This is a genomic window from Microbacterium sp. E-13 (assembly GCF_049912955.1).
Classification (GTDB): domain Bacteria; phylum Actinomycetota; class Actinomycetes; order Actinomycetales; family Microbacteriaceae; genus Microbacterium.
On the sequence record NZ_CP183973.1, the window covers coordinates 1,332,285 to 1,356,512 of the forward strand.

Genomic DNA, 24,228 nt, shown 5'->3' on the forward strand with positions numbered 1-24,228 from the left:
ACGGGCGTGATCTCGCGCTGAGGTTCCGCTCCGCGCGGTGGACTGAGCGCATGCGCTCGACCCTGCTCACCCCTCACGACGCCGTCGCCGCGCCCGTCGACGAGCCGCTCACGCTCCCCGCGGCGTGGTCGCCGCCGGCCCGAGCGCCCTTCCCGATCGTCGCGGCCATCGTGCCGGTGGTGGGAGCGGTGGCCCTGTGGCTGGTGACGGGGTCGATGCTGTCGCTGTGGTTCGCGCTGCTCGGGCCGCTGATCGCGGCCGCCACCGTCATCGACGCGCAGCGAGCGACGCGGAAGGACGCCAGGCGGGCGGCCGCAGACGCCCGCCGCGCCCGCGAGGACGTGTCGGCCGCGGTGGCGACCCGTCACCGCAGCGAGCGGGCGCAGCTGTGGGCGCGGCATCCCGACGTGGCCCGACTGGTCGCTCGAGACGGCGACATCTGGCGCGGCGGACGGTCGGCGTCACTGGTCGTGGGCGAGGGGGAGCGTCCCAGTGTCGTGAGGATCACCGGCGGTGACGGCGACCCGGATGCCGCGGACCTCCGCCGTCGGGCGACCCGGGTGGCCGGCGCCCCCATCACCGTGCCGCTCGCCGCCGGGATCGTCGTCGTCGGCGGCGAGACGCTGGGGTCGGCCGTGCAGCGGGCGCTCGTTCTGCAGCTGTGCCTCCTGCTCGCCCCGGGCGACCTGCGGCTTGTCGGGTCGCTCGGGCGCGGATCGGAGTGGGCCGAGCGGTTGCCGCATCGGGCGGCCCGGGCCGGCGCCGCGCTCGCCGTCACCGGCCCGGGGGAGCTCGTTCCGTCGGATGCGGAGATCGTCATCGCCCGCTGTCTGCCTGGCCAGCCGCTGCCGCCGCGCTGCCAGGCCGTGCTGACGGTCGCGGCGCCCGGAACGGCGCGACTGGAGCATGCCGGAGAGGTCATCCAGGTGTCGGTCGAGGCCCTCGCCCGTCCGCAGGCCGACGAGATCGTGGCGGAGCTGACCGCCCGCGCCGAGCGCAGTCTGGGCCTGCAGCGCGACGACGGCGACCCTGTCCGGCTGACCCCGCTCCTGGAGGCGGTCGCAGCGACCGGGCCGGGCCTGCCCGCCGCTGTCGGCGTGGCGGGCGGGCAGGTGGCGATCGTGGATCTCGTCACCGACGGCCCGCACGCCGTGGTGGCGGGAGTCACCGGTTCGGGCAAGAGCGAGCTGCTGATCACCTGGATCCTCTCGCTGTGCGCGACACGCTCCGCCGACGACGTGACCTTCCTCCTCGCCGACTTCAAGGGCGGCACCGCCTTCGACGGGCTCGGCGGCGTTCCCCACGTGGCCGGTGTCATCACCGACCTCGACGGCTCGGGGGCGCGGCGGGCCATGGACAGTCTCCGCGCCGAGCTGCGGCGGCGCGAGGCCGCCATCGCGGCGTCCGGGGCGCGCGACATCCTCGATCCGCGGGTTCGGATGCCGCGACTGGTGGTGGTCGTCGACGAGTTCGCCGCCCTCCTCGCGGACCATCCGGAGTTGCACGGGATCTTCGCCGACATCGCAGCGAGGGGCAGGGCGCTCGGCATCCACCTGATCCTCGGCACCCAGCGCGCGGCGGGCGTGATCCGCGACAACCTGCTGACGAATTGCCCTCTCCGGGTGAGCCTGCGCGTGACGGATCCGTCCGACAGCCGGGCGCTGCTCGGCACGGACGACGCCGCGCACCTGCCCGGAGGCGCAGCGGGCCGAGGGATCGCGTTCGTGCGCCGGGCCGGTGACGTGACGCCGCAGCAGGTGCGCGTCGCCCTCTCGGGACCTGACGACGTGGCCGCCGCGGGGCAGCACGCCGGACACCGGGCGCCCGTGCGCCCCTGGCTGCCGGCGCTGCCTGGGCAGCTCGGCCTCGACGAGCTCCGCGACCGTCTGGCGGCGGACCGCGATACGCCGCCGACGGGGACGGTGTTGCTGGGCCTCGCCGACGAGCCGGAACGCCAGCGGCAGCCTGTGTGCGTCGTGACCCCTGACGACCGGGGGCTCCTGGTGCTCGGCGGGCCGGGGGCGGGAGTCTCGAACGCGCTCGACGTCATCGAATCCCAGGCACAGGGACCGATCGTACGTGTGCCCGCCGAGGCCGAACCGATGTGGGATGCGTTCGCCAGACTGCACGACGAGCCGCCGCCGCCCGGCGCCACCGTGATCGTCGACGACCTCGACGCGATCGCGCTGCGTCTGCCGCCCGAGTACGCGCAGGCGGTTCTCGAGCGCCTGGAAGAGACGGTGCGGCGGGCCGGAGGCGCGGGCGTTCTCGTGGTGGCCGGTGCGCACCGGATGACGGGGCCCGTCGCGCGCGTCGCGGAGCTCTTCCCGCGACGGCTCGTGCTGCCGTACCCCAGTCGCATCGACCACGCCGCAGCGGGCGGCGATCCCGCCGCCTTCGAGCCCTCGGCTGCGCCCGGGCGCGGGCGCCTGGACGGACGGACGGTACAGGTCGCCCTGGCGCCGCCGAATCACCGGCCGGCTGTTCTCGGCACGTCGTGGAGGAGCGACGAGCCGTGGGTGCCCGTGGGGCGCCTCACCGGGGTCGTGGCGCGTCGCTCACCAGCCGGCCGCCGTGCCCTCGCCGCGTGGGAGGGCCGGGGCGCAGAGGTGGTGAGCGTGGACGATTACGTCGCGGCTCCGGCCTCGGCGTCGGATCGCGTCGTGATCGCGGGTGAACCGGACGATTGGCAGCGCCATTGGCGACTGCTCGCCGACGTCCGCGGCGACCAGGACCTCGTCGTCGACACCTCCTGCGCGGCGGAACTCCGTGTTCTCGCGGGGTTCCGCGGGGTGCCGCCCTACTGCGAGCCGGGAAAGGCCCGGGCGTGGCTCATCTCGGCCGGCGCGGACCCCGTTCGGATCGTCCTTCCCGACGAGGATGTCCGGTCCGACCGTCCGTCCGGCTTCTTGACCGGCCGATCACCCACACCTTAGCGTCGCCCTGTGGCTACATCCCCGATCGATCTGCACCGTCCTGAGGGCAAAGGCCTGGCCGCGGGCACGCTGGGGCTGTGGGGTTCCACCGTCATCGGCCTCGCTTCCACCGCTCCCGTCTACTCGCTCGTGGCGACCCTCGGGTTCGTCGTTCTGGCGGTCGGCGCACAGGCGCCGATCGCGTTCGTCATCGCCTTCGTCCCGATGCTCTTCATCGCGTTCGCCTACCGCGAGCTCAACAACGACGTGCCGGACTGCGGCACGACCTTCACGTGGGGCACCAAGGCGTTCGGTCCCTGGGTCGGCTGGATGGGCGGTTGGGGCGTGGCCGTCGCCGGCATGGTCGTGCTCGCCAACCTCGCGCAGATCGCCGGAATCTACTTCTGGGCGCTCGTCGACGGGATCATCGGCTCTCCGGACGATGGGCTGCTCGCCGACAACGTTCCCCTCGTCACCGCCACCGGCGTGGTGTTCATCGCGGCGATGACCTGGGTGAGCTGGCGCGGGGTCGAGATCGGCGAGCGCATCCAGAATGTGCTGCTGGCGATCCAGTACCTCGCTCTCGCGATCTTCGTCGTGGCCGCGCTGTGGCAGTTCTTCGCCGGCACAGCTCCCGACCCGACCCCGTTCGACTGGTCGTGGTTCAACCCGTTCGCTTTCACCGAGTGGGGCGGGTTCGTGGAGGCGATCCTGCTCGCGCTGTTCATCTACTGGGGCTGGGACACATGTCTCGCCCTGAACGAGGAGACCAAGGACCCGAAGCGCATCCCGGGTCGCGCGGCCCTGCTCACGACCGTCATCCTCCTGGTCACCTATGTGGGCGTCACGGTCGCCGCCATGATGTATGCGGGACTGGGCGACACCGGCACGGGACTCGGCAACGAGGTCAACGCGGACGACTTCTTCCTGGCCATCAAGGACGGACTCCTCGGCCCGGTCGGGTGGGTGCTGGTGGTCGCGGTCATGATCTCGGCGATCTCATCGACGCAGACGACGATCCTGCCGACCGCCCGCGGCACCCTCGCCATGGCCGCGTACAAGGCGCTCCCGCGGCGATTCGCCAGCGTGCACCCGCGCTATCGGACCCCGTCGTTCTCCACGCTCGTCATGGGTGTCGTCGCGATCGTGTACTACGTCGGCATGACTTTGATCAGCGACAACATCCTCCAGGACTCGATCCTGTCGCTCGGGCTCGCGATCGCGTTCTACTACGCCATCACCGGGTACGCGTGCGTCTGGTACTTCCGGCATGAGCTGTTCGACAGCGCGCGGAACTTCTTCTACCGGTTCCTGCTGCCGCTCCTCGGCGCCCTGATGCTCACCTACGCCTTCGTGCAGTCCGCCATCGACATGTACGACGTCGACTACGGGTACACCGTGCTGCTCGGCGTCGGCGGCACATTCGTCCTCGGAATCGGGGCGCTCGCGCTCGGGGTGCTGCTCATGCTCCTGTGGTTCCTGTTCCCCCGGGCGAAGGCGTTCTTCCGGGGCGAGAGCCTCAACCGTGACACGGAGGTCCTCGTCCCCGATGACGCGGCCGACTTCTCCCGGTCCATCGACGGCGGACTGGTCTGAGGCGGCCGGCGCCTGGCTCGACGGCCGCGAAGCCCCGGACTCCGCGGGTCCGGGGCGTGGGCGGCCTTCGCCGCGTCAGGCGAGCGCCGCCTCCAGCGGCCCGAGCTCGAGCTCGTGCGCCGTCGCGACGCCCGCGTTCACGATGCGCCCGCCGACGGTGTTCAGGCCTGCCGCGAGAGCGGCATCCGACCGGAGGGCCTCGGCCCAGCCGCGTCGCGCGATCTGACGGATGTAGGGGAGCGTGGCGTTCGTGAGCGCCGAGGTCGAGGTGTTCGGCACGGCCCCCGGCATGTTGGCGACGCAGTAGAACGTGCTGCCGTGCACCGGGAAGGTGGGATCGGCGTGAGTGGTCGGACGGGTGTCTTCGAAGCATCCGCCCTGGTCGACGGCGATGTCGACGAGTACCGAGCCCGGCCGCATGCGCGCCACCATCTCGTTGGTGACGAGCTTCGGCGCCTTGGCGCCGGGGATCAGCACCGACCCGATGACCAGGTCGGAGGCGACGACCGCTCGATCGAGGTCGAGCGGGTTGGAGGCCGCCGTCTTGACCTGTCCCTGGAAGTGGTCGTCGAGGTAGCGCAGGCGCTGCACGTTCGTGTCGAAGACGGTGACGTCGGCGCCCATCCCGACACCGATCACAGCGGCGTTGGCACCGGCCACCCCGCCACCGATGACGGTCACGGTCGCGGGACGCGTCCCCGGCACACCCGACATGAGGAGGCCCAGGCCACCCGCCGAGCGCATCAGCGTGTTCGCGCCCACCATGGGCGCGAGCCGGCCGGCGACCTCGCTCATCGGGGCGAGCAACGGCAGGCCTCCGCCGGGCAGCTGCACGGTCTCGTAGGCGATCGCCGTGACACCGTCGGCGACGAGGCGCTCGGTCAGCGGACGGTCCGCGGCGAGATGCAGGTAGGTGAAGAGAACGAGGTCGTCGCGGAAGTAGCCGTACTCACTCGCGATCGGCTCCTTGACCTTCAGCAGCAGCTCGGCCCGCCCCCAGACCTCGGCGGGGTCGTCCAGGAGCACGGCGCCGGCGGCTTCGTACTCGGCATCCGGCATCGACGAGCCCTCGCCCGCGCCGCGCTGCACGAACACCTCATGGCCTGACGCGACCAGGTCGTGCACGCCCGCGGGGGTGAGGGCGACCCGGTACTCGTTGTTCTTCACCTCGGTGGGGACGCTGATCCTCATCGTGTGATCCTTTCCGCTCCGCCGTTGGAGCGCTCGGGCTCCTGGTGGGAGCGCCTCTAGAAGGCGGGGCGGATGGCCCCGACATCCTGTCCGCCGCCGCTCACGGTGAGCGGAAGCCTCGACATCGCGTCCGCCACGTCGGCGGACGCGAGCGCCCCGTGGCGTTCGAGCAGCCGCAGCGCGACGGCCGTGGCAGCGCGGCCGCTGCCGTCCAGCATCTTCAGGGCGACGGTGGTGCCGTTCGGCGCGACCATGACCATGACTCCCTCGGCGCCGCCTTTGGCGAAGACGCCGAGGCGCTCGATCACCACCGTGTCGGGCCGGCCCGGGCCGTCGATGGTCCACGGGGCGTCGCGCACCGCCTCGACCAGTGCACCGGCGCTTCGATGCAGGGCGAACGGCGATGTGGTGGATGAGGTGCCGATGCGGTGGATCGCCCGGGCGAGCCCGAACAGCGTCATCGCGTACACCGGTGCGCCGCACCCGTCGACCGCCGTGGCCGCCACCTTCTCGCCGATGAGGCGCTCGATCGTCTCGCGGATGAGGACCTGGACCGGATGCTGCGGCGAGAGGTAACCCTCGGGGTCCCATCCGTTGACGGCGCTGGTGAGAAGCATCGTCGCGTGCTTGCCCGAGCAGTTCATGCGGATGCGCGCCGGCTGGCCGAGTTCGCGCACGAGCTCATCGCGGGTCGCTGTGTCGCCCGGCCAGGCGGGAGGGCAGGCGAGGTGGTCCTCACCGAGCTGCGCGAGGGAGAGGATGTCGCGGACCACGGCGACGTGCCGGTCGGTGCCCGAGTGGCTCGCGGTCGCCAGGCCCAGTCGCTCCCCCTCGAGCGTGACACCGGCCGAGAGGCAGGCCAGCGCCTGGAGAGGCTTCAGGCTCGAGCGGGGGAGCACGAGTGCGGAAGGGTCTCCGAGCTTCTCGGCGACCGTGCCGTCGGCGGCCAGCACGAGGGCGAGGCCGGAGTGCCGCGACTCCACGAAGCCGCTGCGTTCGACGACGGCGAGTTCGATGGCGTCGGCTGCGGCGAAGGTCTGCGGCACCCCGCCAGCCTACCGCCGTGGCCGGGACCGGCCCGCATGACAGACTGTGCTCATGTGGGGCGAGCATCGATACTCCGTCCGGACGACCTGGACGGGAGATCGAGGCACGGGCACCTCCGGCTACCGCGACTACGACCGGGCGGTGACGCTCGAGATCGACGGCAAGCCGGCGTTGCTGGCGTCGTCGGACAAGCCGTTCAGGGGCGACCCGTCGCGCTGGAATCCCGAGGACATGCTCCTCGCCGCGCTGAGCGAATGCCATCTGCTGTCGTACCTCCACGCGTGCGTGCAGGCGGGCGTCGTCGTCGTCGGCTATGAGGACGAGGCATCCGGTCTCATGGTCGAGGACGGCCGCGGAGGCGGCGCCTTCCGTGAGGTCGTGCTGCGGCCGCGGGTGACCGTCGCGGACGCGTCGATGACGGATGCCGCCACCGCCGCGCACGCGCAGGCCCACGAGTGGTGCTTCATCGCGAACTCCGTGAGCTTCCCGGTGCGCCACGAGCCGACCGTGGTGGTCGCCGGCGCTTGACCGGTCAGCGGCGCTCGTGGGGAAGCGCCTGCTTGATGCGGTCGATCGGCCCCTGGGCGGGCGCCTCGTTGTAGGCGTTCGCGAGCTCCTGGCCCGACAATGCGTGGATCGCCGCCATGATCTCGTCGGTCGCGAGGCGGCGTGCCTTCCCCGACGACGCGGGACCGTGGTGCGAAAGGTCGAGCGGCTCGCCGAACCTGACGGTGATGCGGTGCTGAAGAGACGGGGTCTTCGCGCCGACCGGCATCACCTTGTCGGTGCCGATGAGCCCCACGGGCACGACCCGGGCGCCGGACTGGAGGGCCAGGAAGGCGACACCGGTGCGGCCCTTGTAGAGGCGGCCGTCGAGGGAGCGCGTGCCTTCGGGGTAGAGCGCGACCGCCTTGCCCTCGTCGAGCAGCGCGCGCTGCTGGTCCAGTGCGTCCAGCGCAGCCTGCCCCGCGCCGCGCTGAACCGCGATGGCGCCGATCGAGGTGAAGAACCAGCGGGAGGCCGGCTTCTCGAAGTAGCTCGCCTTGGCGAGGAAGTGCACCGGCCGGGGAGCGGCGACGGGGATCGCGATCGAGTCGATGAACGACAGGTGATTGCTCGCGAAGATGATCGGGCCTGACTTCGGGACGTGGGCCTTTCCCTCGATGCGGGGGCGGTACACGATTCGTGCGAGGGGGGTCAGGATGCCGCGGCCGAGCGCGTAGGTGAGGCCCATCTTGCGTGCCGGCGGGGAAAGCGGCACGACGTCCTCGACGGCTCCGTCTGCGGTGTGGTCGGCACCGGGAACGAGGTCGGAGGTCACCCGTAGAGGGTACTCCCGGTCGCATTCCGGAATCGGCATAGCCGTTTCCCAGGGTGAACGGAGCAAAGATGCGACAGGATGGAGGCTCCCCTTCCCTGACTCGAGGTCCTTCCGTGCGCATTCGCCCGCTCGCCGCCCTGTCCGTCGTGGCCCTGACCACCTTGCTGCTCGCCGGGTGCTCGGGATCCGCGGCGCCGGACGCCACCCCCTCGCCGACGTCCACGGCTTCCTCCGCCTGCGGCCTCGACCCGAAGTCGGGCGCCGACTCCGATGCGGTGACGGTATCGGGCGCGGCTCCGCAGCTCACGGCCGAGGTGCCCACGGACCTGGCGTTCACCGACCTGCAGCGCACGATCGCGACGGAGGGCGACGGCGACGACCTCGCCATCGGGCAGCTGGTATCCGGGCAGTATCAGATCATCGATCCGTCTACCGGTGAGGTTCAGCTCGACTCGGCCGACACCTCCGCCGACGACACCGGCCTGGTGCCCCTGATCGTCGACGGCAACAGCATCATCGGCAGTGCCGTTCTGTGCACCCCGCTCGGATCCACCACCGCCTTCACGATCCCCGGCTCGATGCTCGGCGACGGCGCCTCCAACGTCGTCGTGGTCGCTCAGTCCGTCGACGAGCTCCCGACCGCGGCCACCGGCGATGACCAGGAGCCCGTCGCGGGCATGCCGACCGTGGAACTCGCCGACGACGGAGAGCCGACGATCACGGTCGCGGACGACTTCCAGGCACCCGACACCACCCAGATCGCGACGCTCAAGAAGGGCGACGGTGCGACCGTGGAATCGGGTGACACCGTGATCGTCCAGTACACCGGCGTCCTTCCGGACGGGACCGTGTTCGACTCCAGCTGGCAGCGCGGTGCTCCCGCCCAGTTCCAGACCACCGGCGTGGTGCAGGGCTTCCAGAAGGCGCTGGAGGGCCAGACCGTCGGCTCGCAGGTGATCGCCGTGATCCCGGCGGCCGAGGGGTACGGCGAAGCCGGCCAGGGCTCGATCCCGGCGAACTCGCCCCTGATCTTCGTGGTCGACATCCTCGGCGTACAGCGCGCGGCCACGGCGGAGTGACCCGCGGGAGCGCACCCGGCCGGCGATAGGCTGGCCGGATGCGGCGCGTCCTCATCCTCGGCTCGACCGGATCCATCGGCACGCAGGCGCTCGATGTCGTGCGGGCGAACCCGCGGCGGTTCGAGGTGGTGGGACTGGCGGCGGGGTCCGACTGCGACAGGCTCGAGGCCCAAGCCGCCGAGTTCGGTGTGGAGAGCACCGCGCTGGGGGCCGGGGAGGCGGAACAGCTCGTTCGCGACGTCGAGGCCGACGTCGTGCTCAACGGCATCACCGGGTCGGTCGGGCTCGGCCCGACGCTCGCTGCGCTCGAGACCGGACGCACGCTTGCACTCGCGAACAAAGAGTCGCTCATCGTCGGCGGAGACCTCGTCACCGCCATCGCCCGCCCCGGGCAGATCGTGCCCGTCGACTCCGAGCACTCCGCGATCGCTCAGGCGCTCCGGGCCGGCGAGCCGTCGGAGGTGCGGCGTCTGGTGCTGACGGCATCGGGGGGGCCATTCCGCGGGCGCAGCCGCGCGTCGCTCGAGAGCGTCACCCCGGCCGAGGCCCTCGCCCACCCCACGTGGGACATGGGGAGGGTGGTGACCACGAACTCGGCAACCCTCGTCAACAAGGGGCTCGAGGTCATCGAGGCGCACCTCCTCTTCGGGGTGCCCTACTCCGAGATCGACGTCGTCGTGCACCCGCAGTCGATCGTCCACTCGATGGTCGAGTTCGTCGACGGGTCGACGATCGCCCAGGCCTCTCCGCCCGACATGCGCCTGCCGATCTCGCTGGGGCTCGACTGGCCGAACCGCGTCGCGGGCGTCGGCCGGCCGCTCGACTGGACGACGGCCACATCGTGGACGTTCGAGCCGCTTGACGAGGCCGCATTCCCCGCCGTGCGCCTCGCCAAGCACGTCGGCCGTGCCGGGGGTACCTATCCGGCGGTGTTCAACGCCGCCAACGAACAGGCGGTCGACGCCTTCCACGAGGGGCGGCTGAGCTTCCTCGGCATCATTGACGTCGTCGACCGCGTCGTCGACGCGCACGAGGCGCCCGACGCGCTCTCGCGCGCAGCCCTCGCCGACGCCGAGGCATGGGCACGCCGCACCGCAGACAAGGCCATCGCCGCAGCATCCTGATCCCGCGGAGCCGTGGGGAGCGGGCCACTCGCGTCGCTGCTCGTCCTCAATTGAGGAGCATTGCCGAGATGAGGAGCGGATCCGCCGCGGCTTCCGCAGCTCGGCAACGGTCCTCGTTTGAGGATCGGACCCGCCGCAGGCTTCCCGTGTTCGTCCTCAGCTGAGAGGCGTTGCCGGGGTGAGGATCGGACCCGCCGCAGGCTTCCGCAGTTCGGCAACGGTCCTCATTTGAGGGAGCGGAGGCGGCCGGCGCGGTCGCTTCAGCCCCGGGCAGCGGCTCAGGACTCCGGGTACACCGGCCGGAGAGGGTCGGATGCCGGGGTCTCATGCTCCGGGTAGGGCACCGGCCAGTGCGGCTCGGGCACGGGCCAGCCCGCGTCGCGCAGAGCTCGCCGGGCGAGTTCCCGCGCCGAGTAGGGGGTGCGGACGCCGCGGATGTCGCGGTAGTCCTGGTGGCCGGGACCGGCCCAGAGAATGGCGTCGCCGTCTCCCACGAGCGCCACCGCCTCGATGATCGCCCGCTCGGGCGGCGAATAGTCGTGGATCTCGGCGTCCGGCTGTGCGCGCCGTGCGCCCTCCACGAGGGTCGCGCGGATCGAGTCGGGGTCCTCGTGGCGGGGATGGTGGTCGGTGATGATCAGGATGTCGCTGCCCTCGACACCCGTGCGGCCCATGTCGTGCCGCTTGGTGGCGTCGCGGTCGCCGTCGGCGCCGAAGAGCATGACCACCTTGCCGGGCGTCACGCGGCGGACCGCTGCCAGCGTCTTCTCGAAGGCGTCGGGGGAGTGGCCGAAGTCGACGTAGACGGCGGGGCCGCTCTCACCGGAAACGAGCTCGGTGCGGCCAGGCAGGTACGCCTCGATGCGGCTGCGGTCCAGTGCCTCGACCAGCCGCTCCCATGCGTAGCCGCCCTCGAGGATCATGACGATCGCGAGGCCCGCGTTGGCCGCCATGTGACGCCCGATCACCGGGACGAGCGTCGTCAGGGAGCGCCCGTCGCGGCCGGTCAGCCGGAACTCGGTGCCCACCTGGCGCTCGTCGAGGATCTCGACCACCCAGTCGGCGGCGGCCGCGGCAGCCGGGTCCGAGGCGAGGGCCGGGGTGCCCACGGTGACCGTCGGCACCTCGCTGCGTGCGACGACCTCCGCGCCGGGCTCGGAGTCCACGCACACGACGGCGCGACGCGCCCGGTCGAGGCGGAACAGCGGCAGCTTGGCCTCGAAGTACTCGCGCATGTCGGCGTAGTCGTCGAGGTGGTCGTGCGTGAGGTTGGTGAACCCGGCGACGTCGAAGACGATGCCGTCGACACGACGGCGGCTGAGCGCCTGCGCGCTCACCTCGACGGCGACGGCCTCGACGCCGCGTTCCCGCATGAGGGCGAGGAGCGCGTGCATCTCGTACGCCTCGGGGGTCGTGAGGCGCGAGACGATCACCTGGCCGGCGATGTGCCGCTCGGCGGTCGACGAGAGACCGGTCGTCACACCGAGCTGGCCGAGGATGCCCTCCAGCAGGTGCGACACGCTCGTCTTCCCGTTGGTGCCCGTGGTGCCGAAGAGCGTCGGGAGATCGTCGTCGCGACCGGTCGAATAGACCCACGCCGACAGCTCGCCGAGGAGTGCCCGCGGGTTCTCGACCAGGATCACAGGGAGCCCGCTCGCGGCCGCGGCGTCGGCGCCGGCGGCATCCGTCACGACGGCGACCGCGCCCTTCTCGGCAGCGGCGCCCGCGAACTCGGCGCCGTGGCGGTTGACGCCCTGCACCGCGACGAAGACGTCGCCGGGACGGAGGTCGGCGGTCGCGAGGGTGACGCCCGTGAGGGCGACCCCTTCGAGATCACCGCGGACCTCGACGGCGAATCGCGCCGCGAGGTCGGCGAGCAGGTGGGTCGGCGGCGCGTCGGGGCGGAGTACCGGGGGCAGGTTGGAAGGCGCGTCGGGCATGGCGCATCCATCTTCGCATGCACGCCTTCCCTCTCCGGGGCCCCGCCCGTCGTCACACCCAACTCAAAGCCTCGCGCGGGTACCGTGAGCGTGTGGAGATCCTCGCGTTCGTCATCGGTGTCGCCCTCATGGTCGTGGGCCTCGCCGTCTCGATCGCGCTGCACGAGCTCGGCCACCTCTGGCCGGCGAAGAAGTTCGGCGTCCGCGTCGGCCAGTACATGATCGGGTTCGGCCCGACGCTCTGGTCGCGGCGCATCCGAGACACCGAGTACGGGTTCAAGGCGATCCCCCTCGGCGGCTACATCTCGATGGCCGGCATGTACCCGCCCTCGCCGCGGTCCGCGAGCCGCGGGGGGCGCGCAGCCGGGGGGTTCTTCGCAACGATGGTGCAGGACGCGCGCGACGCGAACGACGAGACGCTGCGGGGCGACGACGACACGCACGTGTTCTACCGCCTCGCGATCTGGAAGCGCATCGTCGTGATGCTCGGCGGGCCGATGATGAACTTCTTCTTCGCCGTCGTGCTGTTCTCGATCCTGCTCACGGGCATCGGCATCCAGACCGCGACGACCGAGGTCGCACGTCTGTCGGAGTGCGTCCCGACGACCGGCTCCTCCGAATGCACCGACGCGTCCCCCGAGGCCCCCGCCGAGGCCGCCGGCATCGAGCCGGGCGATGTGATCGTGTCGATCGACGGTGAGCCGGTCGCGGACTTCGCCGAGGCATCCGCCATCATCCGCTCGGCGCCCGGGGAGCAGCTCACCTTCGTCGTCGAGCGCGGCGGCGCCGAGCAGACGCTGCAGATCACGCCCGCGACGATCCAGACCGAGGTGACGGGCGCCGACGGCACCACCACCACCCGGGAGGTCGGCTTCGTGGGCATCGCGCCCACGGTCGAGTACGTGCGCCAGCCGATCTGGGCCGGCCCGCAGATGGCCGTGCAGAACGTCGGCGCGGTCGCGGGGATCATCTGGCAGCTGCCCGTCAAGGTGTGGCAGACCGGAGTCGACCTCGTCACCGGGCAGGAGCGCGACCCGAACGGACCCCTCAGCATCGTGGGCGCGAGCCGCCTCTCCGGCGAGGTCGCCGCGGCCGACTCACCCGTGCTCAACCGCGTCGCGGGGTTCCTGTCGCTGCTCGCCTCGCTGAACATCGCCCTGTTCGTGTTCAACCTCATCCCGCTGCTCCCGCTGGACGGCGGCCACATCGCCGTCGCGCTCTGGGAGGGGATCAAGCGTGCGTGGGCCAAGCTCTTCCGCCGGCCGCCGCCGAAGCCGGTCGACGCGACCAGGCTCGTGCCGCTGACGTTCGCGGTGTTCATCGCGCTGCTAGTGATGGGCGGAGTCCTCATCCTGGCGGACCTCTTCAACCCGGTCACGCTCTTCTGACGCCCCCGCACCGGCCCGAAGAATCTTCGCGGGTCGTGTCGAAATCGGTCTTGTCCGTTCGCTGTAGGGATGCAACGGTTCCACTGACGAAAGGACACGACCGTGAAGTACGTGATCATGTTCACCTCGACCCCCGAGCTCGACGCCGCGGTGCCCGAGGAGCGCCGGCAGGAGGTCTACGGGCGCATCTACGAGTGGTTCGGCACGAACGCCGACAAGATCGACGACTCGGGAGCGGAACTCCACCCGGTCAGCACGGCGACGACGGTGCGCTCGGGGGATGACGGTCCGGTCGTCGCGGACGGGCCGTTCTCGGAGGCGAAGGAGGTCGTGGGCGGTTTCAGTGTCATCGACGTTCCCGACCTCGACGCGGCAATCGAACTCGTGAAGACCTGGCCCTCCCTGGAGTTCCCCGGCGTGGCCGTCGAGATCCGGCCCATGGTGGTCGACTACAGCCAGTTCGAGTGATGACCGAATCGGATGCCGCGGGCCGGCCGGGAGCGGATGACCCGCACCCCGCTGACGCCGGCGCCGCGGCATCCGACCGGCTCCTCGTGACCGTCGTGCGTGAGGAGTCCGCGCGCATCACGGCGGCGCTCACGGTCTCGTTCGGGAGCTTCGACGTCGCGGAGGAAGCGGTCGCCGAGGCCGTGGAAGAGGCGCTGCGGCATTGGCGCCGCCGCGGGCTGCCGCCGAAGCCGGGAGCGTGGCTGATGCAGGCGGCACGGCACAACGCGCTCGACCGGGTGCGCCGCGAGCGCGTGCTGCGCGACCGGGTTCTCGCAGACCGTGCGGCGCTGATCGAGCCGGCGCCGGTGACCGAGGGCGCGCCGGTGACCGAGGGGGCGCCGGCGGACGAGCGGCTCGCGCTGCTCTTCGGATGCTGCCACCCGGCGCTCGCGCCGGACTCGCAGCTCGCCCTGACCCTGCGGGCCGTGTGCGGACTCACGACCGCCCAGATCGCCCGCGCCACCTTCTCGACGGAGCCTGCGACGGGACAGCGGATCTCGCGGGCCAAGCGCAAGATCGCCGACAGCGGCATTCCGCTGCGCATTCCCGAGGGGCCCGACGCCGCCGCGCGGCTCGACCTCGTGCTCACGATCGTGTCGGTGATGTACAGCGAGGCGCACTTCGTGGCCGGATCCGATGCCGCCGCCGACCGCGATCTCGCCGATGATGCGCTGTGGCTCGCGCGCGTGATCGCCGACGCGCTGCCGCGCGCCGCCGAGGCGCAGGGACTGCTGGCGCTGCTGCGCTTCCATCGGGCGCGCGAGCCCGCGCGGTCGGTCGACGGCGAACTCGTGCTGCTCGCCGACCAGGACCGCTCTCGATGGGATCCGGCGCTGCTCGCAGACGCACGAGAGACACTGGAACGCGCGGCACGACTGCGGCGTCCCGGACGCTGGCAGCTCCACGCTGCGATCGCGGCATGTCACGCGGATGCCGCGGACGCGGCCTCCACCGACTGGCTGCAGGTGCTCACGCTCTACGACATGCTCCTGGCATACGACCGGTCGCCCGTGGTGCGGCTGAACCGCGCCGTCGCCCTCGCGCGCGTGGAGGGCCCGGCGGCCGCGCTCGCCGAGGTGGATGCGCTGGAGGAAGCCCTCGCGCGGTCGCACCTGTGGCATGCCGTGCGCGCCTCGCTGCTGCGCGACCTCGGCCGCGAAGACGAGGCGCTCGCCGCCGACCTCCGCGCCCTCGAGCTCACCGCCAACGACGCCGAGCGGAGACTGCTCGCCGCCCGCGCCGGCCGGTGACCCCACCAGGGACCGGGTCAGGCGGTGACGGGGGCGAGTGCCTGCTCCACGAGGCGCTGGAGCGTCGTCATGCCGTCACGCGACAGGATCGACTCGAGGTGCCCCTGGACCGAGGCGAACCCCGGCCCCCGCAGCGCATAGACATCGCCCACGGCATCGGCGGCGACCTCCGCCTCGCCCGCCCGCGTCGTGCCGGCGGGAACCCGCGCGGTGAACGTGTTGTAGAACCCGATCGAAGCGGGCATCCCGAACACGTCGACCGACTTCTGCAGGCCCTGGTGCGGTGCATCGAGGGGAGCCAGGCCGATGCCGAACGTGTCGGCGAGGATCTGATGGCTCAGGCACACGGCGAGGATCGGCTTACCGGCGTCGCGGCGCCGCGTGACGACCTCCCTCATGCGACGGATGCGACGACTCGACGCGTCCCGCGGGTCGCCCGGGCCGGGGCCGGAAACGAGCAGCTCCGCGGCATCGATCTGCTCGTCGGTGACCTGGCTCCACGGGGCGATCTCGACCTCGAGGCCGAGGTGACGCAGCTGGTGCGCGAGCATCGTCGTGAAGCGGTCCTCGGCGTCGACGACGAGCGCGCTCCTGCCGGCGAACGGGCCGGGTCCGTCCGCGCCCTGCGGGTTCAGCCAGAACTCGGCGAGCCGCTGGTTGCGGGAGGCGAGCAGCTCGGCGATGGCCGGATCGTCGGCCAGGCGACGCGGGGCCGGGTCGGGGGCGTCCTCGTCGATGACCTCGTCGGCGGCGGTCAAGGAGGCCGCTTCGGCGGCCGCGTCGCGCGGGACCGCGCCGATGGCGCCGAGCACGCCGGCCGCCTTGCCGTGGGTCTCGCCGACCTCGCCGTACGGGTCGGAGTGCCGCACGAGCGTGGCGCCGACCGGGACCCGCAGGCGTCCGTCCTCCAGGTAGGCGGTGCGGATGAGGATCGGCGCGTCGAGGTCGTGCGTGGCCTCACCGGCGGCGAGCGTCAGGCGCGGGGTGAACAGCGCGGCGACGCCCGAGTAGTAGCCGCGCGGGGTCCGCTCATGGCGAGTGATGACCGTGCAGGCGTTCTGCATGGGGGAGCCGGTCACCGTGGGCGCGAACATCGTCTCGCGCAGGATGTCGCGCGGGTCGAGCCTGCTGCGGCCCCGCAGCACGTACTCCGTGTGGGTCAGCCGCGACATCTCTTTGAGGTGCGGCCCGGTGATGCGGCCGCCGTCGGAGCACACGGCGCTCATCATCTTGAGCTCCTCGTCGACGACCATGAAAAGCTCTTCGGTCTCTTTCGTCGAGCGGAGGAACTCGGTGAGCGTCTCACGCGTGGCGCCGCCGGCCGGGTGGCGGAACGTGCCCGAGATCGGGTTCATGGTCACCACGCCGTCGCGCGCGCTGACGTGCGCCTCGGGGCTGGCGCCGACGGCGACGTGGCCGGGGGTCACGACCGCGAACGTCCAGTACGCGCCGCGCTCGTGCTCGAGGAGAGCCCGGAACCAGGTCAGTGCGGCGGTGGCGGCATCCGTCGACACCTTCGCCGTGAAGTCGCGGCGGATGACGAAGTTCGCACCTTCGCCGCCTCCGATCTCGTCCGAGATGACGCGGCGCACGATCTCGGCATACTCCTCGTCGGCGATGTCGAAGCCGGCGTCGTCCAGCCCGACGGGCTCCGTGGGCAGCTGCGCGAGAGCCTCGTCACGGGGGATCGAGACACGGTCGCGGACGACGAGGCAGCGCAGCGGAGCGCCGTCGTCGTGGCACTCGAACCCGCGCTCGCGCACCTGGCGGAACGGCACCAGTGCGAGCACCTCGCGCGGCGTGCCGGTGCCGTCGGTGAGGGGGATGTCGGCCAGTCGCTCGACGTCGGCCACATCCCCGGTCAGCAGCTCGACGGTTTCTCCGTCGCGGGCGATGAGGGCGAAGGGGAGGCCGAGTTCGGCGATCTCCCGGAGCGAGGGGTGGGCGGGCCCGGTCATGGCTGTCGTTCTTTCGTCGTGGGGAGGCTTCCCTTACGAAAAAGAAGACCGCCCCGAGGGCGGTCTGAGTCACGCGAAACCCACCGCCTATGCGGTGAGCCACCAGGAAAGGCGCGCGGACATGCGCCGAACCTACCACACGCCTGGTCGGCGATCTGGTCTCAGCGGCCCACGAGGCGCCGGTTTCGCACCATACTGAGGCCGACCCGTTTCTCGTATCCCCGCGCTGCGGAGCCCCGCCATGAGCCAGATCACTCCTACCCAGAGCACCACCGAAGCCGGCGCGTCGCGGCCGCGTCGGGGCAGGCCCGCCTCCATCGCCGACCGCATCCTGAACATGGGCGAGCAGCGCACGGGCGCGCTCCTGCTGGTTCTCGCGACGGTGCTCGCGATCGTGTGGGCGAACGTCTCGGCGAGTTCTTACCACGACTTCTGGGAGACCGAGCTGTCCATCGGCTTCGGCGACATCCACCTCGAGTTCACGCTGCATGCGCTGGTCAACGACGCCCTCATGGCGATCTTCTTCTTCACGGTGGGCCTCGAGGTGCGCCGCGAGTTCGCCATCGGCGAGCTGACGAGCTGGTCCCGCGCCCTCATCCCGGTGGTCGCCGCGGTCGCCGGTCTCGTCGTGCCGGCTGCGCTCTTCCTCGCGATCGCGGCGGGGACGGGTGAGGCTCACGCGTGGGGTGTCGTGATCTCGACCGACACCGCGTTCCTCGTGGGCGCCCTGGCCCTGATCGGTCCCCGGGCGTCGGGCCGGCTGCGGGTGTTCCTCCTCGCCCTTGCGGTGGTCGACGACATCGGGGCGCTCAGCATCATCGCGCTTTTCTACACGGAGAGCTTCACGCCGCTGCCGCTGCTCGTCGCCGCCGTCGGGCTCGCGGGCATCTTCTTCACACGTTACGTACCGCGGGGACGTGGTCCGATCTATGCGACGCTGTCGATCATCGTGTGGCTCGCATTTCTGGCGGCCGGGGTTCATCCGACGCTCGCCGGCGTCGCGATCGCCCTCCTCATCCCGGTCTACCGGCCGAACCGCCGCGACGTCGAGCAGGCGCTCGAACTCGCGCGGGTGTTCCGCCAATCGCCCAACAGCGACTACGCGCGTCAGGCGGCCAACAGCCTGCGCGAGTCGATCTCGATCAACGAGCGGCTGCAGTCGGCGTACGCGCCCTACGTCGCGTATGTGATCCTGCCGCTGTTCGCCCTCGCCAACGCCGGCGTCGAGCTCTCCGGGCCGATCCTCGCGGCGGCGGCGGCCTCACCCGTGACCTGGGCGATCGTGGTCGGCCTCGTTGCCGGCAAGTTCATCGGCGTGTTCGGCTCCGCCGCGATCCTCAGGCTCCTCAAGCTGGGCGAGTTCGGGCTCGGGCTCACCCTCGACAGGATCGCCGGGGGCGCGATGCTGTGCGGCATCGGCTTCACCATCTCGCTGTTCATCATCGACCTGGCGATCGCCGACCCCGACGTGCAGAACGAGGCGCGCGTCGGGGTGCTGGCGGCATCGGTGCTCGCCTTCGTGCTGGCCACGATCGTGTTCCGCATCTCCGACGCCCGGCGGCCCGACGACGACGGCGGCCGCACCCTCGTCCGCCCGGTCGATCCCCAGCGAGACCACATCTACGGCGACGTCGACGCGCCGCTGACCATCGTCGAGTACGGCGACTTCCAGTGCCCGTTCTGCTCGAAGGCCTCCGGCTCGATCCAGGAGGTGCGAGAGCAGCTCGGCGACCAGTTGCGCTACGTGTGGCGCCACGCGCCTCTGGAGCGACAGCACCCGAACGCGCTCGCCGCGGCGGAGGCCGCCGAGGCCGCCGCGCTGCAGGGGATGCTCCCCGAGTTCTCGCGAAGCCTCTTCGCCGATCAGGACCACCAGCTGCCGTCCGACATCATCCGCCGCGCCCGCGACCTCGGGCTCGATGTCGACCGGTTCGAGGCCGACCTGAGCTCGCCCAAGGTCACCGGGCGGGTGCGCGACGACATGCTCGACGCGGAGGCGATGGACATCACCTCCGTGCCGACGTTCTTCGTGAACGGCAGACGGCACACCGGCCCGTACGACGCGCAGACACTGGTCCGCGCATTGACGGAGTCCGCCCCGCAGCCCGTCGACTCCCTCCGGGCGGTGACGGGGGACTCGGCGGCGCCCGGGGTATAGGGTCGCCCGGCTGATCCGAGCCACCGTCAGGTCGGCCGCGTAGGCTGTCAGCGTGCCAGCTGTGAATCTCGGGATGCCCAAGGTCCCCGAAACGCTCGCCCCCCGTCGCAAGACCCGCCAGATCAGGGTGGGCAAGGTGCTGGTAGGCGGCGACGCCCCCATCAGCGTCCAGTCGATGACCACGACCCCGACCACGAACATCAACGCCACGCTGCAGCAGATCGCCGAGCTGACGGCCTCCGGCTGCGAGATCGTGCGCGTCGCCGTGCCCTCCCAGGACGACGCGGACGTGCTCCACATCATCGCCGCGAAGAGCCAGATCCCGGTGATCGCCGACATCCATTTCCAGCCGAAGTACGTCTTCCAGGCGATCGACGCCGGCTGCGGCGCGGTGCGCGTGAATCCGGGCAACATCCGCAAGTTCGACGACCAGGTGGGTGCCATCGCCGCGGCCGCGAAGGCCGCGGGGGTCTCGCTGCGCATCGGTGTGAACGCCGGATCGCTCGACAGGCGCCTGCTGGAGAAGTACGGCAAGGCGACTCCCGAAGCGCTCGTCGAGAGCGCCGTATGGGAGGCCTCCCTCTTCGAGGAGCACGACTTCCACGACTTCAAGATCTCGGTCAAGCACAACGACCCGATCGTGATGGTCAAGGCGTACCGGCTGCTCGCCGAGCGGGGCGACTGGCCTCTTCACCTCGGCGTGACCGAGGCCGGCCCGGCGTTCCAGGGCACGATCAAGTCGGCGACCGCCTTCGGCATCCTGCTCGCCGAGGGCATCGGCGACACGATCCGCGTGTCGCTCTCGGCCCCGCCGGCGGAGGAGGTCAAGGTCGGGCATCAGATCCTGCAGTCGCTGAATCTCCGCGAGCGCAAGCTCGAGATCGTCTCGTGCCCCTCGTGCGGCCGGGCGCAGGTCGACGTCTACTCGCTCGCCGACAACGTCACCGAGGGCCTCAAAGACATGACCGTGCCGCTGCGCGTCGCGGTGATGGGGTGCGTGGTGAACGGGCCCGGTGAGGCCCGCGAAGCCGACCTCGGCGTCGCGTCCGGCAACGGCAAGGGGCAGATCTTCGTGAAGGGCCAGGTCATCAAGACGGTGCCCGAGGCCGACATCGTCGCCACGTTGATCGAGGAGGCGAACCGCATCGCCGACGAGATGGGGCCGAACGCGCCGGCCGGCACCGCGCAGGTCGTCACGTCCTGACCGCGACAACCGCCGGTCACGACGGCCGTGAAATGATCCGAGGGTGTCACTCGATCGGATCGCGCTCATCTCCGACGTCCACGGCAACCTGACGGCGCTGGACGCCGTGCTCGACGACATCGCGGCGCGCGGGATCGGCCGGATCTTCAACCTCGGCGACAACGTCGGCAAGGGTCCGCGGGGATCCGCGACGACCGGCCGCGTGCGGGCGGCGTGCGAGGTGAACATCCGCGGCAACTGGGACGACTTCATCGGCACGATCGGCGACGACGGGCCCTCGGAGATGCGCTGGTGGCGCGACGAGCTGTCCGCCGACCAGCGGGAATGGCTGGCGCGCCTCCCGCTCAGCCATGACCTCCTGATGAGCGGGCGGCGCATCCGCCTCTTCCACGCGTCGGCCGAGAGCCCGCACGTGCGCGTGCGTTTCCGGCACAGCGAGGAGCAGTTCGACGCGATGTTCCGTGCCACCGAGATGACGGGCCACGGCCCCGAGCCGACGGTCGTCGGCTACGGCGACGTGCACGATGCCTACATCCACTCGCACGACGGACGCACACTGTTCAACGTCGGGAGCGTGGGCAACCCGCTCGACGAGCCGACGCCGAGCTACGTGATCCTCGAGGGCCTGCTCGATGCGGCGGGTCCCGCCCCGTTCGAGGTCCGGTTCGTTCGCGTGCCGTACGACGTGGAAGCCGAGATCGCGGTGGCCCGTGACCTCGGGATGCCGCAGCGCGACGTCTGGGAGGTCGAGCTCCGCACGGCGGTATTCCGGGGGCGGCAGGCATCGTGAGCCGACCTGCGGGTTCCGACGCACCCGAGGCGACGGCTCCGCTCTCACGCCCCGTGGTCGCGGGCGTCGTGACCGCCCTCGTCGGCGTCACGAGCTCGTTCGCGGTGGTCCTCACGGGCCTCGACGCCGTCGGCGCCTCGCGCGCGCAGGCGGCGAGCGGCCTGCTGGTGCTGTGCCTCACGATGGGCGCCTCCGGAATCCTGCTGGCGACCCGCTACCGCATGCCGATCACCGTCGCGTGGTCCACGCCCGGTGCCGCGGTGCTCGCCGCCACCGGCGCTGTCGAGGGCGGCTGGCCGGCGGCAGTCGGCGCCTTCCTCGTCACCGCCGGCCTCATTCTGCTGACCGCCCTCTGGCCCCAGCTCGGACGGCTCATCGCCCGCATCCCGCCGTCGATCGCCCAGGCCATGCTCGCCGGCGTCCTGCTGCCGCTCTGCCTCGCGCCGGTCACCGGGGTCGTGGCGAATCCCTGGGGCGTCGTGCCGGTCCTTCTCACGTGGCTGCTCTTCGTCCGGCTGGCACCACGCTGGGCCGTTCCGCTGGCATTCGTCGCGGCATCCGTCGTCATCGGAGTGGATGTCGCGACCACCGGCGCGACGATCGACCCGGCGCTGCTCGTGCCGAGGCTGGAGTTCACCGCGCCGACCCTCACGTTCGGCGCCGTGATGGGGCTCGCATTGCCGCTGTTCCTCGTGACGATGGCGTCGCAGAATGTGCCCGGCGTCGCGATCATGCGCAGCTTCGGCTACCAGGTGCCGTGGCGGCCCGCGATGCTCGTCACGGGTGTCGGCACGGCGCTCGGCGCCACAGCCGGCGGGCACGCGATCAACCTCGCCGCGATCAGCGCCGCGCTCGCCGCCGCGCCGGATGCCGACCCCGACCCGCGCCGGCGCTGGGTCGCGGGGCTGTCGACCGGGGTGAGCGGCATCGCGCTGGGCGGTCTCTCGTCGGCGCTGGTCGCGCTCGTGGTCGTGGCTCCGGAGGCGGTCATCCCCGCGGTCGCCGGCATCGCACTGTTCGGCGCGTTCGGGTCGGCCGTGCAGCAGGCCATCGACGACCCGGGGGAGCGGCTGCCGGCCGTCGTCACGTTCCTGGTGGCGGCGTCGGGGGTCGCGATCGCCGGTGTCAGCGCGGCGTTCTGGGCGCTCGTCGCGGGGCTCGTCGTGCGCGAGGTGCTCCACTTCGGCCGGCGCTAGTGCCGCCTGCGGCGTGAGCCGCGCGAACTTACGCCGCGGGTTCGAGCACGACGGTGCCACTGGCGATGTCGGCGGTCTTCAGCCGCAGGCGGACCGTGCTGCCGGCCGGGGCATCCAGGCCGGTCACCTTCGCCGAGACCGGCGGCTCCGCCAGCTGCACCCGCGTCCCGTCGCTGCGCTGGGTGAGGACCACTCCTTGGAACGTGCTGCCCTGGCGACCCGAAAGGAGTGCCGCTTCGACGCGGTCCAGCGTGGCGGCATCCAGCCGATTCGCGAGGCCCTCGCTGCGCGCCATGATCTTCGGAAGCGATCCCAGGCTCTCGCGCGCCCAGTCCGGGATCTCGTGGCGGTTCGCGAGCGCGTCGCAGATGACGAGCGACCATCGATCGACGAGTCGCCGCAGTGGCGCGGTGGCGTGCGCATAGGGTGCGGCGATCGCCGCCTGCAGCGGATCGGCGGGCGGGGCCCCGTCGAAGGCGGCGTAGCCGGCGCCCCGGAAGAGCCCTGTTGCGGCATCGAGGATCGCGAGCGCCGAGGGTGAGCCGCGGTCGAGGGTGCGGAGGTAGTCGCCGTACTCGACACCGGCGGCCCACGGCATGCCCAGCGCGGCCGTCAGCGCCCGGAACGCGGCGACGTCGTCGGCGTCAGCCGCCGGCATGGTGCGGAGGATCCCGATGCCGCCGCGCAGCATGAGGTCGGCGGCCGCCATGCCGGTGAGCAGCGAGACCTGGGCGTTCCAGTCCTCGACGGGAAGCGGCGCGTCGCGCTCGAGGCGGTACCCGTCGTGATCGGCGACGATGCGGACCTCCGGTACGTTCAGGCTCGCGCCGCCGCGCTCGGCCTCGCGTTCGAGCCGCCGGCGGCCGAACCACGGCAGCGCCTGCAGCGCGGACGGAGCGGCACCGGCGTCGATCGACGCCTGTGCGTCGGCGTAGCTCCACTGCGCCCGCGAGCGGATCACGCCGCGCCGCAGCGTCGTCTCGAGCGGACGTGCGCCGTCGTCGAGCACGAATCGCCAGACGAACGCGCGCCGGTCGCGGCCGGGCAGGAGTGAGGCGGCGTCCTCGCTGATGACGACGGGATGCAGCGGGATGCGGCCGTCCGCGGCGTACAGCGTCTGACCCCGTCGACGCGCCTCCCCGTCGATCGCGCCACCAGGCGTCACGAAGACCGGAAGATCGGCGATCGCGTAGTGGAGGACTGCACCGGTGGCGGTGCGCTCCAGGTGCAGCGCCTGATCGAGGTCGGTCGAGCCGGCCGGGTCGATCGTCACGAAGTCGATCTGACGCAGGTCGTCCAGCCGGGCGTTCGCCGGCTCGGCCGACACTGTTCGCACGGCCCGGACCGCTTCGTTCTCGACTTCGGCGGGGAACGCCTCGGGCAGCTCCAGCTCGGCACGCAGGCTCGCGAGCGACTCGACCAGTTCGTCGTGGGCGCGCACCGGGACGAGGCGGGGTCGGTGGGCGGACACCCGATCAGTGTAGGCCGCACCCCGCGCGCGCCTGGGAGCGGGCCTGGGCCGGCGCGGTTGCCAAACGAGCGGGCAGAACCGGGCCCGAAG

The 24,228-nt window shown here is 71.6% G+C and carries 18 protein-coding genes; 12 read left to right on the forward strand and 6 right to left on the reverse strand.

Annotation, left to right across the window (positions count from 1 at the left end; all coding sequences use genetic code 11):
* The first annotated feature begins 50 nt into the window (after positions 1–50).
* Both ACN9MP_RS05990 and ACN9MP_RS05995 read left to right on the forward strand, forming a co-directional pair.
* Positions 51–2,936, forward strand: a complete 2,886-nt coding sequence (locus tag ACN9MP_RS05990) for an FtsK/SpoIIIE domain-containing protein (RefSeq protein ID WP_426324489.1) — start codon at positions 51–53, stop codon at positions 2,934–2,936.
* A 9-nt stretch (positions 2,937–2,945) separates the two neighbouring features.
* Positions 2,946–4,511 carry an APC family permease gene (locus ACN9MP_RS05995; protein ID WP_426324491.1) on the forward strand — a complete coding sequence of 522 codons (1,566 nt, stop codon included), beginning with the start codon at positions 2,946–2,948 and terminating at the stop codon, positions 4,509–4,511.
* Positions 4,512–4,586: 75 nt separating this feature from the next.
* Here the strand turns inward: ACN9MP_RS05995 and ald are convergent, their stop codons facing one another.
* Positions 4,587–5,702, reverse strand: coding sequence for an alanine dehydrogenase (gene ald / locus ACN9MP_RS06000; RefSeq protein ID WP_426324493.1), 1,116 nt, complete (start codon positions 5,700–5,702; stop codon positions 4,587–4,589).
* A gap of 56 nt (positions 5,703–5,758) precedes the next feature.
* Positions 5,759–6,748: an asparaginase gene (locus ACN9MP_RS06005; RefSeq protein ID WP_426324495.1), complete on the reverse strand. Its 990-nt coding sequence runs from the start codon at positions 6,746–6,748 to the stop codon at positions 5,759–5,761.
* Between the two features lie 52 nt (positions 6,749–6,800).
* Between ACN9MP_RS06005 and ACN9MP_RS06010 the strand changes: the two genes are divergently transcribed.
* On the forward strand, positions 6,801–7,277 hold the full coding sequence (locus ACN9MP_RS06010; RefSeq protein WP_426324497.1) for an OsmC family protein: 477 nt from the start codon (positions 6,801–6,803) through the stop codon (positions 7,275–7,277).
* 4 nt (positions 7,278–7,281) lie between these two features.
* On the opposite strand, the gene ACN9MP_RS06015 is transcribed toward ACN9MP_RS06010, so the two are convergent.
* Positions 7,282–8,109, reverse strand: coding sequence for a lysophospholipid acyltransferase family protein (locus ACN9MP_RS06015; protein ID WP_426324499.1), 828 nt, complete (start codon positions 8,107–8,109; stop codon positions 7,282–7,284).
* Positions 8,110–8,183: 74 nt separating this feature from the next.
* Here ACN9MP_RS06015 and ACN9MP_RS06020 point away from each other — a divergent pair, with 74 nt between their 5' ends.
* Both ACN9MP_RS06020 and dxr read left to right on the forward strand, forming a co-directional pair.
* The gene (locus ACN9MP_RS06020; RefSeq protein ID WP_426324501.1) at positions 8,184–9,149 is read left to right on the forward strand and encodes an FKBP-type peptidyl-prolyl cis-trans isomerase; all 966 of its coding nucleotides are present in this window, start codon (positions 8,184–8,186) and stop codon (positions 9,147–9,149) included.
* 38 nt (positions 9,150–9,187) lie between these two features.
* Complete coding sequence (dxr, locus tag ACN9MP_RS06025; RefSeq protein ID WP_426324503.1) at positions 9,188–10,273, forward strand: 1-deoxy-D-xylulose-5-phosphate reductoisomerase; 1,086 nt, start codon at positions 9,188–9,190, stop codon at positions 10,271–10,273.
* 278 nt (positions 10,274–10,551) lie between these two features.
* On the opposite strand, the gene ACN9MP_RS06030 is transcribed toward dxr, so the two are convergent.
* Positions 10,552–12,213, reverse strand: a complete 1,662-nt coding sequence (locus ACN9MP_RS06030) for a Mur ligase family protein (RefSeq protein WP_426324505.1) — start codon at positions 12,211–12,213, stop codon at positions 10,552–10,554.
* Between the two features lie 92 nt (positions 12,214–12,305).
* Between ACN9MP_RS06030 and ACN9MP_RS06035 the strand changes: the two genes are divergently transcribed.
* The 3 genes from ACN9MP_RS06035 to ACN9MP_RS06045 all read left to right on the forward strand — a co-directional run bounded on the left by ACN9MP_RS06035 (position 12,306) and on the right by ACN9MP_RS06045 (position 15,361).
* Positions 12,306–13,601 carry a M50 family metallopeptidase gene (locus tag ACN9MP_RS06035; protein WP_426324507.1) on the forward strand — a complete coding sequence of 432 codons (1,296 nt, stop codon included), beginning with the start codon at positions 12,306–12,308 and terminating at the stop codon, positions 13,599–13,601.
* 102 nt (positions 13,602–13,703) lie between these two features.
* Positions 13,704–14,069, forward strand: coding sequence for a YciI family protein (locus ACN9MP_RS06040; protein ID WP_426324509.1), 366 nt, complete (start codon positions 13,704–13,706; stop codon positions 14,067–14,069).
* Complete coding sequence (locus ACN9MP_RS06045) at positions 14,069–15,361, forward strand: RNA polymerase sigma factor (protein ID WP_426324511.1); 1,293 nt, start codon at positions 14,069–14,071, stop codon at positions 15,359–15,361. Before ACN9MP_RS06040 ends, ACN9MP_RS06045 begins: the two co-directional genes overlap by 1 nt.
* A 17-nt stretch (positions 15,362–15,378) precedes the next feature.
* Here ACN9MP_RS06045 and ACN9MP_RS06050 read toward each other — a convergent pair whose 3' ends face one another.
* Positions 15,379–17,319, reverse strand: a complete 1,941-nt coding sequence (locus ACN9MP_RS06050; RefSeq protein WP_426324513.1) for an anthranilate synthase family protein — start codon at positions 17,317–17,319, stop codon at positions 15,379–15,381.
* A 241-nt stretch (positions 17,320–17,560) separates the two neighbouring features.
* Here ACN9MP_RS06050 and nhaA point away from each other — a divergent pair, with 241 nt between their 5' ends.
* From nhaA to ACN9MP_RS06070, 4 genes are read left to right on the forward strand one after another with little or no spacing between them, the layout of a single operon-like run.
* A complete protein-coding gene (nhaA, locus tag ACN9MP_RS06055) occupies positions 17,561–19,477 on the forward strand; it encodes a Na+/H+ antiporter NhaA (RefSeq protein WP_426324515.1) in 1,917 nt (638 codons plus the stop codon).
* Positions 19,478–19,529: 52 nt separating this feature from the next.
* The gene (ispG, locus tag ACN9MP_RS06060; protein WP_426324517.1) at positions 19,530–20,681 is read left to right on the forward strand and encodes a flavodoxin-dependent (E)-4-hydroxy-3-methylbut-2-enyl-diphosphate synthase; all 1,152 of its coding nucleotides are present in this window, start codon (positions 19,530–19,532) and stop codon (positions 20,679–20,681) included.
* 43 nt (positions 20,682–20,724) lie between these two features.
* Positions 20,725–21,471, forward strand: a complete 747-nt coding sequence (locus ACN9MP_RS06065) for a metallophosphoesterase family protein (protein ID WP_426324519.1) — start codon at positions 20,725–20,727, stop codon at positions 21,469–21,471.
* A complete protein-coding gene (locus ACN9MP_RS06070; protein ID WP_426324521.1) occupies positions 21,468–22,667 on the forward strand; it encodes a benzoate/H(+) symporter BenE family transporter in 1,200 nt (399 codons plus the stop codon). The genes ACN9MP_RS06065 and ACN9MP_RS06070 overlap by 4 nt, the downstream gene beginning before the upstream one ends.
* Before the next feature lie 28 nt (positions 22,668–22,695).
* Here ACN9MP_RS06070 and ACN9MP_RS06075 read toward each other — a convergent pair whose 3' ends face one another.
* A complete protein-coding gene (locus ACN9MP_RS06075) occupies positions 22,696–24,138 on the reverse strand; it encodes an RNB domain-containing ribonuclease (protein WP_426324523.1) in 1,443 nt (480 codons plus the stop codon).
* Between the last annotated feature and the right edge of the window lie 90 nt (positions 24,139–24,228).

Bases quoted from the DNA above. Each gene is read 5' to 3' on its own strand.
- ACN9MP_RS05990 (WP_426324489.1), top strand. From the start codon at position 51: ATGCGCTCGACCCTGCTCACCCCTCACGACGCCGTCGCCGCGCCCGTC.
- ald (WP_426324493.1), bottom strand. From the start codon at position 5,702: ATGAGGATCAGCGTCCCCACCGAGGTGAAGAACAACGAGTACCGGGTC.
- ACN9MP_RS06010 (WP_426324497.1), top strand. From the start codon at position 6,801: ATGTGGGGCGAGCATCGATACTCCGTCCGGACGACCTGGACGGGAGAT.
- ACN9MP_RS06015 (WP_426324499.1), bottom strand. From the start codon at position 8,109: ATGCCGATTCCGGAATGCGACCGGGAGTACCCTCTACGGGTGACCTCC.
- dxr (WP_426324503.1), top strand. From the start codon at position 9,188: ATGCGGCGCGTCCTCATCCTCGGCTCGACCGGATCCATCGGCACGCAG.
- ACN9MP_RS06030 (WP_426324505.1), bottom strand. From the start codon at position 12,213: ATGCCCGACGCGCCTTCCAACCTGCCCCCGGTACTCCGCCCCGACGCG.
- ACN9MP_RS06045 (WP_426324511.1), top strand. From the start codon at position 14,069: ATGACCGAATCGGATGCCGCGGGCCGGCCGGGAGCGGATGACCCGCAC.
- ACN9MP_RS06050 (WP_426324513.1), bottom strand. From the start codon at position 17,319: ATGACCGGGCCCGCCCACCCCTCGCTCCGGGAGATCGCCGAACTCGGC.
- nhaA (WP_426324515.1), top strand. From the start codon at position 17,561: ATGAGCCAGATCACTCCTACCCAGAGCACCACCGAAGCCGGCGCGTCG.